The organism is Rhodanobacter soli, from assembly GCF_040548735.1.
Lineage (GTDB): Bacteria > Pseudomonadota > Gammaproteobacteria > Xanthomonadales > Rhodanobacteraceae > Rhodanobacter > Rhodanobacter soli_A.
This window is the reverse complement of sequence record NZ_JBEPSD010000001.1, coordinates 1,153,797-1,169,938: the sequence shown is the minus strand read 5'-3', so window position 1 is coordinate 1,169,938 and position 16,142 is coordinate 1,153,797. Positions and strand designations below refer to the sequence as shown.

Here is a 16,142-nt window from a genome sequence, read left to right as displayed (position 1 = left end):
TGACCGTCGCCGGATTATGCGCAGGCGCTTGTTCAGCACGCGTTGGGCCGCGCGGCCCGGCTTCGGCTCTGCTCCCTCCCCTGCAGGCAGAGGGTTGGGGAGGGGGTGCTCTTCGCCAAGGCAGGATCAAAAGCTCACCCCCTCCTGACCTCCCCTGCTGCGCAGGGGGAGGGACCTGGCGTGCGGTCGCCGGCGAGGGTCAAGCTTTTCAACCACGCGAATCCCGGGTTACCATCCGCCGGCCAAGGCGGGTGTAGCTCAATGGTAGAGCTGTAGCTTCCCAAGCTACTGACGAGGGTTCGATTCCCTTCACCCGCTCCACTCCCCGGTCCCCCGAGCAATCCCGAATCCTTATGGCGGATCTGATCACCCTCGGCTGGCGGGAGCGGCTGGCGTTGCCGCAGCTGGGTATCGGCGTGCTCAAGGCGAAGCTCGATACCGGTGCGCGCAGCAGTTCGCTGCACGTGGACACCCTCGAGACCTTCCAGCGCGCCGGTGCGACCTGGCTGCGGTTCACCATGCATGCGGGCCGTCGCCAGCCGTTGGAGATCTGCTGCGAGGCGCCGGCGCTGGACCGCCGCGCGGTGACCGACACCGGGGGACGGCGCACCGAGCGCTGGTTCATCCGCAGTGAAGTACAACTGGCCGGGCAGCGGTTCAGCGTCGACATCAATCTGACCGATCGTCGGCATATGCTGTTTCCGCTGTTGCTGGGCCGCAGCGCGCTGAGCGGGCGCTTTGCGGTGGACCCGGCACGTTCCTACACCCAGCCGCGGCCGCTGACGGCGGCCACGGACCTTCGATGACGGCCATTCCATGAAGATCGCGATCCTATCGCGCAATACCCGACTCTATTCGACCAAGCGCCTGGTCGAGGCCGCGCGCGTGCGCGGACACGTGGTGCGCGTGTTCGATCCGCTGCGCTGCTACGTGCGCATCGCGCCGGGCGCATCGTCGATCCGCTACAAGGGCAAGGAGCTGCGCGACATCGATGCGGTGATCCCGCGCATCGGCACCACCAGCACGTTCTACGGCACCGCCGTGCTGCGCCAGCTGGAGATGATGGGCGTCTACACGCCGAACCCGTCCGATGCGGTGCTGCGCGCGCGCGACAAGCTGCGCTGCCTGCAGATCCTCGCCGCGCAGGGCATCGACATGCCGGTGACGGTGTTCGGCGACAACCCGGACGACACCGAGGATGTGCTGGGCCTGCTCGGCGATCCGCCGCACGTGATCAAGCTCAACGAGGGCAGCCAGGGCACCGGTGTGGTGCTGGCGGAGAAGCGCGCCGCATCGCAGAGCGTGATCGAGGCGTTCCGCGGCCTGTACGCGAACTTCCTGGTGCAGGAGTTCGTGGCCGAGGCGAAGGGCAGCGACCTGCGTTGCTTCGTGGTCGGCAAGAAGGTGGTGGCGGCGATGCAGCGCGACTCCAGCCCGGGCGACTTCCGCGCGAACCTGCACCGCGGCGGCACCGCGATGGCGGCCACGCTGAGCACCGAGGAAAGGCGCATCGCCGTGCGTGCGGCCGGTGCGCTGGGGCTCGGCATCGCCGGCGTCGATCTGTTGCGCTCCAACCGTGGCCCCTTGCTGCTGGAAGTGAACGCCTCGCCCGGCCTGGAAGGCATCGAGGCCGCCACCGGCGTCGACGTGGCCGGCGCGATCATGGACCTGCTGCAAGCGCAGGCCCACGATTCCCACGCCGAAACCCGCCCGCGCCGCAAACCCGCCAAGGCCTGAGTCGCCAGCCTTCCATGCGGCGGCTTTCCAGGGTAAGGGCAGCATTCAGCCAGGTGAGAACGGGTTAACTGCAGCGTAACCACCGACCCCCTATAAAGCAGTCACTGTTTTTTGCGGCACGTTGGCCTGAACGGCCGGGTGACGGCAGACGATGGTATCGGGGCAGTAGTTTGGGCCCAGGTGGGCGACGGCGAGTCGCGCATCTGGGCCTTTTTCTTGCCCGGGCGATCTCTCGTTCAGTTTCACGGCGCGGCCGGTGCGCCGGCTTCACACAAGATTGTTAAGCTTGCAACTCCAGCCGGCCCGTGCGCCGGCTGCGCAGGAGTGACACATGCGCGTACTGGTGATCGAAGACAACAGCGATATCGCGACCAACATCGGCGATTATCTGGAAGACCGGGGCAACGTGGTCGATTTCGCGGGCGACGGCGTGACCGGCCTGCACCTGGCGGTGGTGCACGACTTCGACGTGATCGTGCTCGATCTCACGCTGCCCGGCATGGATGGCCTGGAAGTGGCGCGCAAGCTGCGCCACGAGGCGCACAAGCAGACGCCGATCCTGATGCTGACCGCGCGCGATGCGCTGGAGCAGAAGCTGACCGGCTTCGAGTCCGGTGCCGACGACTACATGACCAAGCCGTTCGCGCTGCAGGAACTGGCCGCGCGGCTGGAAGTGCTGGCGCGGCGCGGCAAGGGCCCGCAGAGCCGCGTGCTGAAGGTGGCCGATCTCACGTTCAATCTCGACACGCTCACGGTGAACCGCGAGGGCAAGTCGATCCAGCTGAACCCGATCGGCCTGAAGCTGCTGCAGGCGCTGATGGAAGCGAGCCCGTCGGTGGTCACCCGGCAGGACCTGGAACAGCGCGTGTGGGGCGAGGAGCTGCCCGACAGCGATTCGCTGCGTGTGCATATCCATGGCCTGCGCGCGGCGATCGACAAACCGTTCGACAAGCCGCTGATCCACACGCGGCACGGCATTGGCTATCGGATGGTCGAGCCGGATGCAGTCCAGGCGTAAGCTGCGGTTCCGCCTCATCGTCTCGTTCGCGCTGTTCGGCTTCGGCCTCAGCGCGTTGTTTGCTGTGGCTGCGCTGAACATTCGCGCCAAAGTCGAAAGCCAGCTGGTTACCGCATCCTTGCAGCAGGACGTGGATCAGGCTGTCGAGAAAGTGCACAGGGATCCCACCAAGCCAGCGGGTTCCGACCTCATCGAGGCCTGGATGCGCAGCGATCGCACGCTCTACAACATGCCGCTTTCCTGGCAGGGGCTCGACAGCGGCGTGCACGACATTTATGAGACGGGGGCAGACGGCACGAGGCACCACTACAAGCTTGCCGTACGCAAGAAGTACGGGCTGATCGGGTTCATCCGCTATGACGTTACCCGTGACGAACTCGGCAAGCAGCAGTTGTTGTTCAGCGTGATCGGCGCGGTATTCCTGTTCGGCCTGCTCTCATTGGTGTTGGGCTTGTGGCTTTCGCGCAAGGTACTGAAGCCGGTCAGCGAGCTGGCCAACCGCCTGCGCGATTTCCGCAAGGCGGGCAAGGCCGAGCCGCTGGCGCCGCATTTCGCCGACGACGAGGTGGGCGAGCTGGCGCACGCGCTCGACGAGTATTCGGCGCGGCTCACCGCGATGGTCGAGCGCGATCGCGAATTCAACTCCGACGTCAGTCACGAACTGCGCACGCCGCTGGCGGTGATCTCCAGCACCACCGAGCTGCTGCAGGGTTCGCCCGATCTCACCGAGAAGCTGAGCGAGCGGTTGAAGCGGATCGAGCGCGCCTCGCGCCAGGCCACCGAGCTGATCGAGGCGCTGCTGCTGTTGTCGCGCGCCGAGCGGCGCGGCCCCACCCGCGGAGAGACCACCGAGGTGGGCAAGGTCGCCGCCGACGTGATCGAGAGCCAGCGCCCGCAGATGCGCGGCAAGCCGCTGAGCATCGAGCTTGCCGTCAACGAACCGGTCAACGTCAACGCGCCGGCCTCGGTGCTGTCGGTGGCGCTGACCAACCTGGTCGGCAACGCGATCAAGTACACGCTCGAAGGCAGCGTGCGCGTCGAAGTGGGCGACGGCCGCATCGAGGTGATCGACACCGGCCCCGGGATCAAGCCGGAAGACGCCGAGCGGCTGTTCCAGCGCGGCGTGCGCGGCGAAGGCGCCGGCGGCAGCGGCGCCGGCCTCGGCCTGGCGATTGTGCGTCGCTTGTGCGAGTTGTACGGCTGGGATGTCTCGATGCGTCCGCGCAGCGATGCGAATGGTGCGATCGCCAGCATCAAGTTCAGCTGACGCCTATGACTCCTCCCCCTGCTTGCAGGGAGGTTGGGAGGGGGTTGCCCGAGCTTGCGGGAAGATCAAGAGCTGACCCTACCCCGGCCCTCCCCTGCAAGCAGGGGAGGGAGCAAAGCAGGACGGAAACGAAAACGCCCCGCATCGCGGGGCGTTTTCGTTTCCGCGAGTGGCCGTGGCTTCACACCTGCTCCAGCCAGCCCCACTTGTCGTGGGTGCGGCCGTCGAACAGACCGAAGAACAATTCCTGCAGGCGCAGGGTCACGCGGCCGGCCTTGCCGGTGCCGACCTGCTTGCCGTCGACCGAGCGGATCGGGGTGATCTCGGCAGCGGTGCCGCACATCAGCACTTCCTCGGCGAGGTACAGGTATTCGCGCGGGATGTCGCGCTCGACCACCTCAATGCCGTCCTCGCGGGCCAGCGTCATCAGCGTGTTGCGGGTGATGCCGGTGAGCAGCGAGGCGCTGGCCGGCGGGGTGTGCAGCACGCCGTCGAAGACCAGGAACAGGTTCTCGCCGGCGCCTTCGCTGAGCAAGCCGGTGGAGGCCAGCGCGATGCCCTCGCCGAAGCCGAGGCGGCGCGCTTCACGCGCAATCAGCTGGCCGGACAGGTAATTGCCGCCGGCCTTGGCGCCGGCCGGAATGGTGTTCGGCGCGAAACGCTGCCAACTCGACACGCAGGCGTCGATGCCGTTCTGCAGCGCCTCGGCGCCGAGGTACGGACCCATCGGCCACGCCGCGACGGCGACGTCGATCGGGGTTTCGGCGGACAGGCCGAAACCGCCCAGGCCGCGGTAGGCGACCGGGCGCAGGTAGGAGGCACCCAGGCCGTTCTTGCGGATCACTTCACGACACGCCACTGCCAGTTCGTCGGCCGAGTACGGCAGCACCATGTCGTAGATCTTGGCGGACTGGTACAGCCGGTTCAGGTGGTCGGTGAGGCGGAAGATCGCGGCGCCGTCGGGCGTGGCGTAGCTGCGGATACCCTCGAACACCGATGAGCCGTAATGCAGTGCGTGCGACATCACGTGGGTGGTCGCTTCGGCCCAGGGCTTGATGCTGCCGTTCTGCCAAATCCATTCGGGGTATTGCTGCGCCATGTCGATTCTCCAATGGGGACCGCCCATGATAACTGCTGGGCACCGGGTCGGCGTCAATTCGCGTTGCGCAACCACAGGCAGCCGGCCTGGCGCACGATGTCGAATCGCAGTTCGCGCGGGGCGCCGCTGCCGTCGTTGCCGGCGATATGCAATACCAGCTGGTTGCCGGCCGATGGCGGAGCGGGCGGGGCGGGCGGGGCGAACGGGTCGTCGATGCTCGCGGCTTGCGCCGGCGCGCTGCCGTTCGGGATGTCCACGTCCAGCAGCGGTTGCCTCATCAGTTCGGCCAGCGAGCGGATGTCCGCGATCGCCGCGCCGCGACCGTAGCCGTCCCACAGCATCAGGCCGGCCATGCGGTTGGCGTCGCGGCTGGCGAAGGCGTCGATCACGCTCTGGCGCAGTTCGCCGGTGCTGGCAGCGCACAGGATCGGCGGCGGCGCGGCCAGCGGGGCGGTGGCATTGCCAGGCTGGGTGCCGGGACTGATTGGGGTGGCCTGCAGCGCGGCGCAGGGCTGGTCGGTGAACACCGCGCCGCCGTTCGCGCCGATGCAGCGATGGATTTCCGTCTGCGCCGCAGCGGGCGCGGCACAGGCGAGCAGGATCAGGCAAAGCAGGGTGGGCAACCGGTGCATCGCACCAGCATACCCGCCGTGCGAATCAGAAAAGTTGCTGCAGCACCGCCTGCGTGGCACGAGCCCGGTTCAGCGTGTAGAAGTGCAGGCCCGGCGCGCCGCCGTCGAGCAGGCGCCGGCACAGTTGCGCCACCACTTCGGCGCCAAGCGCGCGCACCGAGTCGGCGTCGTCGCCGTGCGCCTGCATGCGTTTGGCGATCCAGCGCGGGATCTCCGCGCCGCACATGTCGGAGAAACGTTTCAGCTGGCTGTAGTTCGCGATCGGCATGATGCCCGGCACGATCGGCACGCTGACGCCGAGTCGGCGCACGTCGTCGACGAAGCGGAAATACGCGTCGGGATTGAAGAAGTACTGGGTGATCGCGCCGTTCGCGCCGGCGTCGACCTTTGCCTTGAAGTGCTGCAGGTCGCGCAGCGCGTCGTCGGCCTGCGGATGGGTTTCCGGATACGCCGCCACCTCGATGTGGAAGTGGTCGCCGCAGTGCTCGCGGATGAAGCGCACCAGTTCGGCGGCGTAGCGGAAGTCGCCCGCGGTGGCCATGCCCGAAGGCATGTCGCCACGCAGCGCCACGATGCGCCGGTAGCCCGCCGCGCGGTAGCCGTCCAGCAGCTCGGCGATCTCCGCCCGGGTGCCGCCCATGCACGACAGGTGCGGCGCCACGTTGAGCCCGTGCCGCGTGTGCAGCCGCGCCACGGTGTCGCCGGTGTAGCTGAGCGTGGAGCCGCCTGCACCAAAGGTAACCGAGGCGTATTCCGGCCGGTGCGCCTTCAGCACCTGCGCCGCCCGGTCCAGCTGCGTGCGCTGCTCGTCGGTCTTGGGCGGGAAGAATTCGAAGCTGATCGAAGGCATCGCACGGGTTCCTGGTCGGGATGTCGGCGAGTATATATCTTTGTGTCGCGATGGAGCGATAGATCGAGAGCGGGCCCCACCCCAACCCTCCCCTGCCTGCAGGGGAGGGAGCACGGCTTTGCTCCTCCTGCAAACAGGGAGGAGCACGGCTTTGCACCCTTCTGCAACTAAGGAGGGCACGGCTTTGCTCCTCCCCCTGCTTGCAGGGGGAGGTGGGGAGAGGGTTCGCTTTTGACTTTGCGGCGAGGAGCCAACCATCCCGAGCACAACAGGCACAAAAAAACGGGGCGCATCGCTGCGCCCCGTCCGTGCCCGGGTGAGAAGCCGGGTCGTGATTCCCGACTTCCCTCTCCGGCAATCAGTAGCGGTAGTGATCCGGCTTGTACGGGCCTTCCACCGGCACGCCGAGGTAGCCGGCCTGCTCCTTCGTCAGCGTGGTCAGCTTCACGCCGATCTTTTCCAGATGCAGGCGGGCGACTTCCTCGTCCAGCTTCTTCGGCAGGATGTAGACCTTCGCCTCGTACTTGTCCTTGTTCGCCCACAGGTCGATCTGCGCCAGGGTCTGGTTGGAGAACGAGTTGGACATCACGAAGCTCGGGTGGCCGGTGGCGCAGCCCAGGTTGACCAGGCGGCCTTCGGCGAGCAGGAAGATCGCGCGGCCGTCCGGGAACACGTACTTGTCCACCTGCGGCTTGATGTTGATCTTCTCGACGCCGGCCATCGCGTTCAGCGCGTCGACCTGGATCTCGTTGTCGAAGTGACCGATGTTGCAGACGATCGCCTGGTCCTTCATCGACTTCAGGTGATCGAGCGTCAGCACGTCCTTGTTGCCGGTGGTGGTGACGTAGATGTCGCCACGGCCCAGCGTGGACTCAACCGTGTTGACCTCGAAGCCTTCCATCGCCGCCTGCAGCGCGTTGATCGGGTCGATCTCGGTCACGACAACGCGCGAGCCGTAGGCACGCAGCGAATGCGCGCAGCCCTTGCCGACGTCGCCGTAGCCGCAGACCACGGCGACCTTGCCGGCCAGCATCACGTCCATCGCGCGCTTCAGGCCGTCGGCCAGCGACTCGCGGCAGCCGTACAGGTTGTCGAACTTGCTCTTGGTGACCGAGTCGTTGACGTTGATCGCGGGGATCAGCAGCGACTTCGCCTCGGCCAGCTGGTACAGGCGGTGCACGCCGGTGGTGGTCTCCTCGGAGACGCCCTTCCAGTCCTTGACCACGGTGTGCCAGTAGCCCGGACGCTCGGCATGCACGCGCTTGAGCAGGTTCTTGATCACCTGTTCCTCGTGCGAGGACGCCTTCTCGTCAACCCACTTCGAGCCGTTCTCCAGGTCGTAGCCCTTGTGGATCAGCAGCGTCACGTCGCCGCCGTCGTCGACCACCAGCTGCGGGCCGAGGAAACCGCCCTTGCCGTCGGGGAAGGACAGCGCGTCCAGCGTGCAGTCCCAGTATTCCTCCAGCGTTTCGCCCTTCCAGGCGAACACCGGCGTGCCGGTCGCGGCGATCGCGGCGGCGGCGTGGTCCTGGGTCGAGAAGATGTTGCACGAAGCCCAGCGCACGTCGGCGCCGATGTCCTTCAGCGTCTCGATCAGTACCGCGGTCTGGATCGTCATGTGCAGCGAGCCGGTCACGCGCACGCCCTTCAGCGGCAGGGTGGCGGCGTGCTTCTTGCGGATCGACATCAGGCCCGGCATCTCGTGCTCGGCGATATCCAGTTCCTTGCGGCCCCAGTCGGCGAGCGACAGGTCGCGGATCTTGTAGTCGTGGTGGTTTTCTTTGAGTGCGGCGTTCATGCGTATCTCCGGTTAGTGCGAGGCTCTTTCGAAGAGTTCGGCCATGGATGGCCGGTTTCCGCGAAGGGACTCGCGTGCAAACAACCGGGCGCCGTTGTGGAACGTGCCGCGCCGAGCCTGGCCGGTTCTGACCACGGACGGATCCGCAGTTGAACGGTCGCAGCGCCCCTCGGCGGGCAGTACAAGCCCGGTATTGTAGCGGCAGACGCCGGCGGATGCCGCCGCCGCCGCAATTCGTTTAGGCTGGCCATTCATCCAGCCCGGAGCCCCGCATGGAATCAAGCCGCGAACCCGAATTCCTGCCGCCCGACGGCCCGCTGCGCGAGGACGTCAGCCGGCTCGGCGCGATGGTCGGGCGGATGCTGGCCGAGCAGGGCGGCACGGCGTTTTTCGAGCGGGTCGAGCAGGTGCGCACCGCGGCGATCCGCCGCCGCCGCGAGGGCGCCACGGTGGACGATCTGGCCGCCTCGCTGGCCGGTCTCGACGCCCACGACGCGGAGGCGCTGGCGCGTGCGTTCGCCACTTATTTCCAGGCGGTGAACACCGCCGAGCGGGTGCACCGCATCCGCCGTCGCCGCGACTACCAGCGCGAGGGCAGCGCACCGCAGCCGGAATCGCTGCTCGACGTGCTGGGCCGGCTGAAGGCCGCGGGCGTGGGCGCCGACGAACTGGTGGGCTGGCTCGACCGGCTGTGGATCGAGCCGGTGTTCACTGCGCATCCGACCGAGGCGGTGCGCCGCTCGCTGCTGGAGAAGGAACAGGCGATCGTGCGTTCGCTGATCGACGGCTTCGACCAGCAACGTACGCCGCAGGAGCGCAAGGAGGACGACGACCGCATCTACATGGCCCTGTCCGCCGGCTGGCAGACCGCCGAGGCCTCGCCGGTGCGGCCCAGCGTGCAGGACGAGCGCGAACACGTCGACTTCTACCTGGCCAACCCGCTGTACCGGATCGTGCCGGCGCTGTACGAATCGCTGGCGCAGGCGCTGCAGGCCACCTACGGCGTGGCGATCAAGCTGCCGCGACTGCTGCGCTTCGCCAGCTGGGTCGGCGGCGACATGGACGGCAATCCCAACGTGGGCGCCGACACCATCGCCGCCTGCCTCGACTCGCAGCGCGCGCTGGTGCTGGAGCGCTACCGCGAGGACGTGGCGACGCTGGCGCGCCAGCTCAGCCAGACCGAGGGTCGGGTTGCCGCATCGGCGGCGCTGCGCGCACGGCTGGCGGACTACCGCGAGCGTTTTCCTGCAGCCGCGGCGCAGATCCGTCCGCGCCACGCCGACATGCCGTACCGCTGCCTGCTGCAACTGGTCGGCGCGCGGCTGGCGCTGACCGGTGACGAATCTTCGGACGGCTATCCGTCCAGTGACGAATTGCTGGACGACCTGCAGCTGATCGCCGACAGCCTGTTCCAGCATCGCGGCGTGCACGCCGGCGCCTACGCGGTGGAACGCCTGCTGTGCCGCGTGCGCAGCTTCGGCTTCCACCTGGCGCGGCTGGACGTGCGGCAGGATTCGCGCGTGCACGACGACGCGCTGGCGGCCCTGCTGGCCGATCCGGATTGGTCCTCCCGCGACGGCGCCGCACGTGCCGACCGGCTGCGCCCCTACGCCAGCGGCGAAGCCGCGTTTGCGCACAGCGGCGACGCGAATGCCGAAGCCCTGCAGGCGGTGTTCACCACCTTGCGCGACAGTCGCCAGAGCCACGGCCACGACGCCACCGGCCTGTACATCATCAGCATGGCGCGTTCGGCCGCCGACGTGCTGGCGGTGCTGGCGCTGGCGCGGCGCGGCGGGATGGTCGACGAGGCGCAGCACGTGCCGCTCAATATCGCCCCGCTGTTCGAAACCGTCGACGACCTGAAGAACGCGCCGGCCACCTTGCGCGCGCTGCTCGACGACCCGGTCTATCGCCGCCATCTGGCTGCGCGCCACGACCAGCAATGGGTGATGCTGGGCTACTCCGACAGCGGCAAGGACGGCGGCACGCTGGCCTCGCGCTGGGGCCTGCAGCGCGCCCAGGTGGAACTGCTGGACGTGGCGAATGCCGCCGGCATCCATCTCGCGTTCTTCCATGGCCGCGGCGGTTCGGCCAGCCGTGGCGGCGCGCGCATCACGCCGGCGCTGATGTCCTCGCCACGCGGCGCGGTGGCTGGCGTGCTGCGGGTGACCGAGCAGGGCGAGGTGATCCATCGCAAGTACGGCATCCGCGCGCTGGCGCTGCGCAACCTGGAGCAGACCGTGGGCGCGGTGCTGCGCGCGTCGCTGCGTCCGCGCGAAGACGAGCCGCGCGAGGCGCGCTGGCGCGAACTGATGGACACACTGTCGGCGACCAGCCGGCGCAGCTACCGCGACTTCGTCGAGCGCGCGGGCTTCGTCGACTACTTCCGCAGCGCCACGCCGGTCGACGTGATCGAGCAGATGACCCTGGGTTCGCGCCCGGCCAGCCGCCGCAGCATGCGCGGCGTGCAGGACCTGCGCGCGATCCCGTGGGTGTTCGCCTGGACCCAGTGCCGCTCGATCCTGCCCGGCTGGTACGGCCTTGGCAGCGCGCTGGAGCAGGGCGTGCAGCAGTTCGGCGAAGAAGCGCTGGCGGAGATGGCGCGCGACTGGCCGTTCTTCTGCAACCTGCTGGACGACGTGGAGATGGTGTTGGCCAAGTGCGACCTGGACATCGCCGAGGCGTTCTCGAAACTGTCCGGCCCGCTGCACGACGAATTCTTCGGCCTGATCCGCGACGAGTTCGCGCGCACCCGCCACTGGCTGCTGCAGTTGAAGGGCAGCGACGTCCTGCTGCCCGGCGAGCCGCGCCTGGCCGCTTCGATCCGCCTGCGCAACCCCTACGTCGACCCGATGAGCCTGCTGCAGGTCGACCTGCTGCAGCGCTGGCGCGCCGGCGAGCGCAGCGACGATGCCGTGCTGCAAGCCCTGGTCGCCTGCGTCAATGGCGTGGCGCAGGGTTTGCAGAACACCGGCTGACCGTCTCCTGCAAGCGTACGACTCCGGACAGCACTGCCCGGCAGCGAACGGCGGCATCGCCCTCGGCACTGGCCTGATCCCTTGCGCGACAATGGCTTGCACGCATGGCACGGGCCTTGCTCTGACCGGCTCATGGATATCGCCAACCCCCTCGCCGCCCAGCGCAAGCGCCGCCGCAAACGGATCGCCATCGGTGCCAGTGCGTTGCTGCTCACCGGCATTGCCGTCGGCGCGGCCAGTCTCGGCCCGGCCCTGCCCACGGCGGAGCGCTCGAGCCTGTGGATCGACAGCGTGCAGCGCGGCGACATGCTGCGCGAGGTGCGTGCGCCGGGCACCCTGGTGCCGCGCGATATCCACTGGCTGGCGGCGCAGACCAGCGCGCAGGTAGCGAAGATCGAAATGTGGCCAGGCACCCATGTGGAGCCGGACACGGTGCTGCTGCGCCTGAGCAGCCCGCAGGTGGAGAACGACCTGCGTAACGCCGAGGCGCAGGTCGCGGCGGCGGAGGCGCAGGTCGTCGCCAAGCACGCCGAACTGCAATCGCAGTTGCTCGACGAACGTTCCTCGCTGGCCCAGGCCCAGGCCGACTACGCCTCGGCCAAGGTCCGCAGCGACGCCGACGCCAAGGCGGTGGCGAAGAACCTGATTCCCCGCGTGCAGTACGAGCAGGAACTGATCGCGCTGAACCAGCTCATGCATCGCGCCGAAGTCGAGCAGCAGCGCGTGCAGACGTTCGGCGCCGGCATCGCCGCGCAGATGGCTGCGATGCGCGCCCAACTGCAATTGCAGCGCAGCAACCTGACCTTGCGCCAACGCCAGTCCGATGCACTGGACGTGCGCGCCGGCATCGCCGGCACGCTGCAGCAGGTCGCCGTGCAGGAAGGCCAGCAGGTCGCTGCCGGTACCGACCTGGCGCGGGTCGCGCGCGGCGACGTGCTGATCGCGCGGCTGCGCGTGCCCGAGGTGCAGGCCAAGGACGTGGCGCTGGGCATGTCCGCACAGGTGAACACCTACAACGGCATGATCGACGGCACCGTCACGCGCATCGATCCGGCGGTGGTCGACGGCAGCGTGCAGGTGGACGTGACGCCGATCGGCGCGCTGCCGGCTGGCGCACGCCCGGATCTGTCGGTCGACAGCCGCATCCGCATTGCGAAACTCGACCAGGTGCTGTCGCTGGGACGGCCCGCCCAGGTCGAGGCGAACAGCGAGGTGAGCCTGTTCCGCCTCGATGCCTCCGGCGACACCGCCACTCGCGTGAAGGTGCGTGTGGGCGCTACCTCGGTCGACCGCGTGCAATTGCTGCAAGGTCTGCAGCCGGGCGACCGTGTGATCCTTTCCGACACCAGCCAATGGGACAAATATGACCGCCTGCGCCTGCGCTGACCCCCGCCGACCCACTGCAGGAGCGCGCCCTGTGCGCGATGCTCTTGCTGATGGCCACCCAAAAGCATCGCGCACAGGATGCGCTCCTGCACGCAGATCCACCGGACCACTTCGAACAGGGACAACCGCATGAACGAACCGACTTCCGTCATCGCCCTCGGCGGCATCCGCAAGGTATTCCAGACCGACGAGGTGGAAACACACGCACTGGCCGACGTGCACCTTGACATCCGCCGCGGCGAATACGTGTCCATCTCCGGCCCGTCCGGTTGCGGCAAGACCACGCTGCTGTCGATCCTCGGCCTACTCGATACCGCCAGCGCCGGCAGCTACGTACTGAACGGGCACGACGTGGCCGCGCTCAACGCCGCCGAGCGCGCGCGCATCCGCAACGCCGAGATCGGTTTCATTTTCCAGGCGTTCAACCTGATCGGCGACCTGAGCGTGCAGGAGAACGTGGAACTGCCGCTGACCTATCGCAGCGGCATCGGCGCCGGCGAGCGACGCGAGCGGGTGCAGGAGGCGTTGGAACGCGTCGGCATGGCGCACCGCATGCGGCACTACCCGGCGCAGCTTTCCGGCGGCCAGCAGCAGCGCGTGGCGGTGGCGCGTGCGCTGGTCGGCAAGCCGGCGATCCTGCTCGCCGACGAACCCACCGGCAATCTCGATTCGCGCAACGGCGAGGCGGTGATGGCCCTGTTGGACGAACTGCACAAGGGCGGCGCCACCATCTGCATGGTCACCCACGACGCCCGCTACGCCGAACTGGCCCAGCGCAAGATCCGCCTGTTCGACGGCCGCGTGGTCGACGAGGAAACCTACGACCGCCTGCGCCGCGAAGACGAGCAGCGGCTGGATGCGCTGATCGGTGGCCATGTCGAGGTCGATGCATGAACGTCTGGCTGGCCGAAGTCTGGCGCGCCTGGCGCACCTGCCTGCGCCGGCCGGGTTTTTTTCTGCTGGCCAGCGGTGTGCTGGCGCTGGGCGTCGGCGCCAGCGCGGCGGTATGCGTGCTGGTCGACGACGTGCTGTTGCGGCCCTTGCCTTATGCCTCGCCCGAGCAATTGGTCGCGCTGGGCTCGCTGGACGAGGGACATCGGTTCAATGGCATTACGCCCCAGCAATACCAGCACATGCAGCCCGTCGGCGGCATGACGTCGATGGGCCTGATCAAGGGCGAGTTCACGGCCGTCAATGTGGCCGGCGACGGCGAGCCGGAGCAGGTGAACGCCTTCTTCGCCGATCGCGGCCTGCTGCCCACGCTCGGCGTACGGATGCGGCTCGGGCGAGGCTTCTCGGAACAGGAGGACCGCCCGGGCGGCCCGAAGGCGGTGATTCTCGCCGAGGGCTACTGGCGCCGCCGCTATGGCGGCGCGTCGGCGGTGATCGGCCGCAACCTGCGGGTCGAGGGCGTGGCGCATACCATCGTCGGTGTGCTGCCTGCCAGTTTCGATCAGTTCGGCCAGGGCGACATCATGTTGCCGCTGGCGTTGCAACCGAACACTTACGACGACGGCACCAACTTCATCGCGGTCGCGCGATTGGCGCCGGGGGCCAGCGCCGCGGTAGTCGATGCCCGGGCGAACGCCGCCATGCAGGCCATGTATGCGGGCCTCGCCGATGCGAACGCCGACTACTGGAAGCACGTGCGTTTCGGCAGCGTGCCGCTGTCGGCGGCGCTGCACCAGCAGCAGCGCCCGGTCATGCTGCTGTTCCTGGCCAGCGCGCTGGGCGTGCTGCTGATCGCACTGGTCAATCTCGGCAATCTCATGCTGCTGCGCACCTTGTCGCGCCACCACGATGCGACCGTGCGCCATGCCTTGGGCGCGCCGGTGTGGCGGCTGGCGCTGCCGGCCTGCGCCGAGGGCGTGCTGGTCGGCACCAGCGGCGCCCTCGTCGGCGCGGGGCTGGCGGCGGCGGGGTTGTCCCTGTTCAGTCATTACGTCCCGACGGCATGGATGCATGGTGAAGCGGCGCGCATGTCGGCCGGGCTGGTGCTGTTGACGCTGGCGATCGCCGTGCCGGGGGCGCTGCTGGCGGCGATGTTCGGTGCGTGGCGCGGGCTCTCCTCGGCGTCGGTGCAGGAGGCGTTGCATGAAGGGGGCCGCACGCCGGGGCGCCATGGCGGCCGCCTGGGGCGGGTGCTGGTGGTGGCGCAAATGAGCCTGGCGACCTGCCTGATGTGCGGCACCGGCCTGTTCCTGCATGCGCTCTACGATGCCGCGCGCACGCCGCTGGGTTTCGCCAGCGACCACATCCTGACCTTCGACCTGGCGCCGGTGCGGGCCAGCAACCCTGATGCCGCGTCGACGCAAACCCTGGTCCGGGGACTGCTGCGGCGCCTGCGTGCATTGCCCGGCGTCGAGCACGTCGCCGTCACCAACGGCCTGCCGGCGGGAGACTTCGGGCAGCAGTTCAACATGGGCGGCGTGCACGCCCCAGGCAAGGACTATTTCGATCCGAATCCGCAGATTCGCGGAGTGAACGCCGACTTTTTCTCCGTGTTTCGCATCCCCATGCGCGAAGGGCGCTCCTTTGACGCCACCGACACCGCGGGCAGCGAGCCGGTGGCCATCGTGAACCGGACGCTGGCCGAGCGGGAATACGGTGGCCACGCGCTGGGCAAGGGCATCGTCGTCAACGATTACAGCGGATACTCCGCCGGCAAGAAGCTCTCTGGCGACCCGACCTTTCGCCCGGTGACGGCGCGCATCGTCGGCGTGGCCGGCGATACGCGGCAATTCGGTCCGCTGGATGACCAGAAGCGCGCGTTCCTCTATCTCCCTCTTGTGCAGATGCCCGAGCACGTCGTGCGGGTGTTTCGTTCCTTCCAGCCGCTGCGCTTTGCGCTGCGCGTGCAAGGCAACCCCGACAATTATCGTCAGGCCGTCCGCGCAGCAGTCGCCGACGTGGCGCCGCAACAACCCATCGCCAACCTGCAGACAATGGCTGGGATCGTGCACGCGACCACCGACGACACGCGGCGCAACCTGTTCCTGGTTGGCTTGTTCGCGCTGCTGGCGCTGGGGTTGGCTGCCGCCGGGATGTACGCCGTGATGACGGTGGCAGTCGCGGCGCGCCAGCGCGAATTCGGCGTGCGCATGGCACTGGGCGCATCGTCGCCGGGCCTGGTGCGCATGGTGCTGCAGGGAGGGTTGCGGCAGATCGCGATGGGGCTGTTCCTCGGCATGGGCATCACGCTGGCTCTGTCGCGCGTGCTTGGTGCCGTGATGGAGGAGATCGACCGCAGCGTCTTCGATCCTTTCGCCATGGCTGGCGTATGCCTGGTGCTGGCCGCCGCCGGCCTGCTGGCCTGCCTGCTGCCGGCGCTGCGCGCGGCACGCGTGCCGCCGATGCGCGCCTTGCGCGGGGAGTAG

General features: G+C 68.2%; 12 protein-coding genes, 1 tRNA gene and 1 riboswitch. Of the genes, 9 read left to right on the top strand and 4 right to left on the bottom strand.

The genetic code is table 11. From position 1 onward, the window contains the following. The first annotated feature begins 247 nt into the window (after window positions 1–247). The 5 genes from ABIE04_RS05490 (at window position 248) to ABIE04_RS05470 (ending at window position 4,022) form a co-directional block, all read left to right on the top strand. Window positions 248–321, top strand: a tRNA-Gly gene (locus ABIE04_RS05490). Between the two features lie 32 nt (window positions 322–353). Continuing rightward, a complete protein-coding gene (locus ABIE04_RS05485) occupies window positions 354–806 on the top strand; it encodes an ATP-dependent zinc protease family protein (protein WP_354547556.1) in 453 nt (150 codons plus the stop codon). Window positions 807–816: 10 nt separating this feature from the next. Further along, window positions 817–1,737, top strand: coding sequence for a 30S ribosomal protein S6--L-glutamate ligase (gene rimK / locus ABIE04_RS05480; protein WP_354547555.1), 921 nt, complete (start codon window positions 817–819; stop codon window positions 1,735–1,737). A gap of 331 nt (window positions 1,738–2,068) precedes the next feature. Further along, window positions 2,069–2,755, top strand: a complete 687-nt coding sequence (locus ABIE04_RS05475) for a response regulator transcription factor (RefSeq protein WP_007509416.1) — start codon at window positions 2,069–2,071, stop codon at window positions 2,753–2,755. Continuing rightward, complete coding sequence (locus ABIE04_RS05470) at window positions 2,739–4,022, top strand: sensor histidine kinase (protein WP_354547554.1); 1,284 nt, start codon at window positions 2,739–2,741, stop codon at window positions 4,020–4,022. Before ABIE04_RS05475 ends, ABIE04_RS05470 begins: the two co-directional genes overlap by 17 nt. Window positions 4,023–4,203: 181 nt before the next feature. On the opposite strand, the gene ABIE04_RS05465 is transcribed toward ABIE04_RS05470, so the two are convergent. The 4 genes from ABIE04_RS05465 to ahcY all read right to left on the bottom strand — a co-directional run bounded on the left by ABIE04_RS05465 (window position 4,204) and on the right by ahcY (window position 8,401). Beyond that, window positions 4,204–5,121 carry a branched-chain amino acid transaminase gene (locus ABIE04_RS05465; protein WP_354547553.1) on the bottom strand — a complete coding sequence of 306 codons (918 nt, stop codon included), beginning with the start codon at window positions 5,119–5,121 and terminating at the stop codon, window positions 4,204–4,206. A gap of 53 nt (window positions 5,122–5,174) precedes the next feature. After that, entirely contained in the window at window positions 5,175–5,753 is a 579-nt protein-coding gene (locus tag ABIE04_RS05460; RefSeq protein WP_354547552.1) for a DUF4124 domain-containing protein, read from the bottom strand. Between the two features lie 25 nt (window positions 5,754–5,778). Further along, window positions 5,779–6,603 (bottom strand): methylenetetrahydrofolate reductase [NAD(P)H], encoded by an 825-nt coding sequence (metF, locus tag ABIE04_RS05455; RefSeq protein WP_354547551.1) that lies wholly within the window; start codon window positions 6,601–6,603, stop codon window positions 5,779–5,781. 358 nt (window positions 6,604–6,961) lie between these two features. Beyond that, window positions 6,962–8,401: an adenosylhomocysteinase gene (gene ahcY / locus ABIE04_RS05450; protein ID WP_354547550.1), complete on the bottom strand. Its 1,440-nt coding sequence runs from the start codon at window positions 8,399–8,401 to the stop codon at window positions 6,962–6,964. Between the two features lie 79 nt (window positions 8,402–8,480). Further along, window positions 8,481–8,578: riboswitch (S-adenosyl-L-homocysteine riboswitch) on the bottom strand. A gap of 95 nt (window positions 8,579–8,673) precedes the next feature. On the opposite strand from ahcY, the gene ppc reads away from it, so the two are divergent. From ppc to ABIE04_RS05430, 4 genes are all read left to right on the top strand, one after another. Beyond that, window positions 8,674–11,379, top strand: a complete 2,706-nt coding sequence (gene ppc, locus ABIE04_RS05445; RefSeq protein WP_354547549.1) for a phosphoenolpyruvate carboxylase — start codon at window positions 8,674–8,676, stop codon at window positions 11,377–11,379. Between the two features lie 132 nt (window positions 11,380–11,511). Further along, window positions 11,512–12,765, top strand: a complete 1,254-nt coding sequence (locus ABIE04_RS05440) for an efflux RND transporter periplasmic adaptor subunit (protein ID WP_354547548.1) — start codon at window positions 11,512–11,514, stop codon at window positions 12,763–12,765. Window positions 12,766–12,894: 129 nt separating this feature from the next. After that, window positions 12,895–13,659, top strand: coding sequence for an ABC transporter ATP-binding protein (locus tag ABIE04_RS05435; RefSeq protein ID WP_354547547.1), 765 nt, complete (start codon window positions 12,895–12,897; stop codon window positions 13,657–13,659). After that, window positions 13,656–16,142, top strand: a complete 2,487-nt coding sequence (locus ABIE04_RS05430) for an ADOP family duplicated permease (protein WP_354547546.1) — start codon at window positions 13,656–13,658, stop codon at window positions 16,140–16,142. Before ABIE04_RS05435 ends, ABIE04_RS05430 begins: the two co-directional genes overlap by 4 nt.